Source organism: Mycobacterium sp. (genome assembly GCF_052145595.1).
In the GTDB taxonomy this organism is placed as follows: Bacteria; Actinomycetota; Actinomycetes; order Mycobacteriales; family Mycobacteriaceae; genus Mycobacterium.
Genome location: NZ_JBKQOI010000203.1, coordinates 1 through 3,466, shown reverse-complemented (window position 1 = coordinate 3,466; position 3,466 = coordinate 1). Strand labels below are relative to the sequence as shown.

Annotated in this window: 3 protein-coding genes; 1 reads left to right on the top strand and 2 read right to left on the bottom strand. The window is 66.3% G+C overall.

The genetic code is table 11. The features are described 5' to 3' along the window. Positions 1-123: 123 nt before the first annotated feature. A complete protein-coding gene (locus tag ACLP4W_RS18480; protein WP_442388367.1) occupies positions 124-360 on the bottom strand; it encodes an MbtH family protein in 237 nt (78 codons plus the stop codon). Continuing rightward, entirely contained in the window at positions 341-1,651 is a 1,311-nt protein-coding gene (mbtG, locus tag ACLP4W_RS18475; RefSeq protein WP_442388365.1) for an NADPH-dependent L-lysine N(6)-monooxygenase MbtG, read from the bottom strand. Before mbtG ends, ACLP4W_RS18480 begins: the two co-directional genes overlap by 20 nt. Before the next feature lie 214 nt (positions 1,652-1,865). On the opposite strand from mbtG, the gene ACLP4W_RS18470 reads away from it, so the two are divergent. After that, on the top strand, positions 1,866-3,466 hold a 1,601-nt coding region (locus ACLP4W_RS18470), incomplete at its 3' end, for a (2,3-dihydroxybenzoyl)adenylate synthase (RefSeq protein ID WP_442388363.1).

The following is a 3,466-nucleotide window of genomic DNA, read 5'->3' as shown; positions in this document are numbered from 1 at the left end:
GCCTTCGAACTCCTCGACGTATCCCACCGCCACGGTCTGGCGTAGTCAGTAGCCCACACCCACCAGATCACAAAACCCCACGTCAACACCCCAACCCGTCAACACAGCAGGGGGAACTTCGGGCTAGCCCGGCTGGACGCCTAATCCTCGGTTGAATATCGCTTCGCGCAGGCTCTTCGGGCGCATGTCGGTCCAGCCCTCCTCGACGTAGGCGAGGCAATTCGCGCGCGAATCCCGCCCGAACGCCACGCGCCAGCCTGCCGGCACATCGGTGGACGCCGGCCAGAGGCTGTGCTGCTCTTCAGCGTTGACCAGAACGTAGAACGTCCTGCCGTCGTCATCAAACGGATTGGTACTCACCGCTTCTCCCCATCGGTGGATCGGCTACCCCCGTCTCGGAGCCCGTCTCGGAGCCCATCCCTGCGCCAAGCACCCGATCAGACAGCAGCCCCAGACAGCTCAGGTTCGGAAACCCCGGGCCCTCATTGATACCAGACAAATTGGGCAGCACCAGTTTCGGGGTAACGCCCATGACGGCCAAGTCGTGGCCGATGGACTCCTCCAGTCGCTCGCCCGTCAGCGGTCCGCCCACCCCCAGCTCCAGCAGGTCCAGGGAATCGGGGCGCAATAGCGGCAGGAACCACAGCGGATCAGCCCCGGACCCGTCGATGACGAGGTCGAACCGATGCAGGGTCTCTTGCGGTTCACCACAGTTATCGGTGAGCAGCGTGATCCAGATTCGGCTGTCGCGGTCGGCCACCCGGGCGACGCGCCCACGCAAATGATTGATTCTCTCGTCGGCGAGCAATGATTCCTGAACCCGCGCCGAGAAAACCCCACGGTCGGTGCGGGCAATACAGTCGCGCCGCTCGGCTAGCGCGAGACTGCGCCAACCCGTGGGATCGGAGAACAGGGAGTTCTCGAAAAAGCCCTCGCCGCGGGTGAACAGGGTCGCTTGCGGCGAGATCGCCGTGATCGCCGAAACCCGGTGATGGAACAACTCGTTGAGCATCGACGCAGCGGTTTCGCCTCCGCCGATGACCGCGACATTCTCGGCCACGATTCTCTCGTGCTGCGCGGCGCGCTGCCAGAACTGCGCGATCGACAACACTCGCGGATCGCCGGAAAGCATGGACCGCTCCGGCTGCCCGGGACCGGTGATCATCACCGTGTCGGCGGACAAGCTCGACTCTCGGGTGTGCAGCAGCCAGCGCTGTGTATCGACGGAGATCTGAACCACTTCGCCGCGAACGACTTTCAAGCCGACCACGTCGGCAACCCAGCGCAGGTATTGAGCCCAGGTGTCGTGCGTGGGCGCCGGCCTGCCTCGATCGATCCAGCCGACGAATTGGTCCGTCGCAACCAGGTACGACTGCCAGCTGAACCGCATCATCCGTTCGTCGACTTCGTCGTTGCGGCCCGGCACCAGCGCCGAACGGTATGGGAAGCCGATGTCCTTTTCGGGGCTGGTGCCCAGCCGCTGCCGACCGTCGGTCCAGCCACCTCCGGCGCGCCAGTTGGCCGCCACGCCGGTGCGTTCAACGGCAATGACTTCGGGCACCTCGACGCCCACGTCCCGCAGCACCGCCGCTTTCGCGGCCACCGCCACCGCCTTCGCGCCGGCCCCGATGATCGCGAGCGTCCCGCTCATCTCGCATCCACCAACGGCGCACCATCATTGGGACAATCAAGAGGACATCCAAGATGAGATTGGCGGCACTCCCACTTCGCCGGCACGCCGGCGAAAGATGCGCCACGCACAACCACACCTCCGTCGACCAGCTTAGCTCAGGCTGTCCTAACTTTCTGTACGCTACCCTATCTCTGACGGGTAGGACACGCCTGCCCCCGACGGAGCCCCCCGAGTGCCAGTTAACTGTTCCCAGCCGCCCGAAGCAGCAGCGCAAACCGGGTCGCTGGACGGGTTCGTTCCCTTTCCGGCTGAACGGGCGGCCCGCTACCGAGCGGCCGGTTACTGGACCGGTCGCACCGTCGCTTCAGTGCTGCGAAACGCCGCGACGACGTGGCCCGACCGCGTCGCTGTCGTGGACGCGGCCAGCAGCCTCACCTACTCCGAGCTGGACAAAATCGTCGACCGAGCGGCCGGCGGCTTCGCCGCCCTCGGGATCGCACCAACCGACCGAGTGCTCCTGCAGGTGCCCAATTCGTGCCGGTTCGCCGTCGCGCTGTTCGGCCTGTTGCGCGCCGGGGCCATCCCGGTGCTGTGCCTGCCCGGGCATCGATTGGCAGAACTCACTCGCTTCGCACAGGTCAGCGGTGCGGTCGGGCTGGTCATCGTCGACACGGCGAGCGGGTTCGACTACCGCTCGATGGCCGAGCAGCTGGTCTCGCTGAACCCTGAGCTCCGCCACGTCATCGTCGACGGCGACGCCGGCCCATTCATCTCGTGGTCAGGGCTGCCCGCCGGTGACGTGCCCCGGATGGCGCCGGAAACGGCGTTCCCCGCGTTGCTGCTGGTGTCGGGTGGCACCACCGGCGTGCCGAAGTTGATCCCCCGCACGCACGACGACTATGTCTACAACGCCACCGCGAGCGCTCAGTTGTGCAGGCTGACTGGCGATGACGTGTACCTCGTCGCGCTGCCGGCAGCGCACAACTTCCCGCTGGCCTGCCCCGGCATCCTCGGCGCGATGACCGTCGGCGCCACCATCGTCTTCGCCACCGATCCCAGCCCGGAGGCCGCCTTTGCCGCCATCGCGCGCCATGGCGTCACGGTCACCGCCCTGGTACCGGCACTGGCCAAGCTGTGGGCACAAGCCTGCGACTGGGAGCCGATAACACCAAAGTCATTGCGGCTCTTACAGGTCGGCGGGGCCAAGTTGGAACCCGATGACGCGCGCCGGATACGCGCCGCCCTGACCCCGGGCCTGCAGCAGGTGTTCGGGATGGCCGAGGGGCTGCTGAACTACACCCGCCTCGACGATCCGGCGGAACTCGTCGAGAACACGCAGGGGCGGCCATTGTGCGCGGGCGACGAACTGCGCGTCGTCGACACCGCGGGAGCGCCGGTGGCAACCGGCGAGGAAGGCGAGCTGCTGGTGCGCGGACCGTACACGCTCAACGGCTACTTCCGCGCCGAGCGCGACAATGCGCGCTGCTTCGACCCCGACGGCTTTTTCCGCAGCGGCGACCTTGTCCGCCGCAGGCACGACGGCTACCTGGTGGTCACCGGTCGGGTCAAAGACGTCATCTGCCGCGCCGGCGAAACCATCGCCGCGGCTGACCTCGAAGAGCAGATGCTGAGCCATTCCGCGATCTTTTCGGCCGCGGCAGTTCCGCTGCCCGATCCCTGCCTTGGTGAAAAAATTTGCGCCGCAGTGGTTTTCAACGGAGATCCGGTCAGCCTCGCGGTGTTGAACGCCTACCTTGACGAGCGCGGTGTGGCCACACACGCCCGGCCCGACATGCTGGTCGCGATGACGGCACTGCCCACAACACAAATCGG

Bases quoted from the DNA above. Each gene is read 5' to 3' on its own strand.
- mbtG (WP_442388365.1), bottom strand. From the start codon at position 1,651: ATGAGCGGGACGCTCGCGATCATCGGGGCCGGCGCGAAGGCGGTGGCG.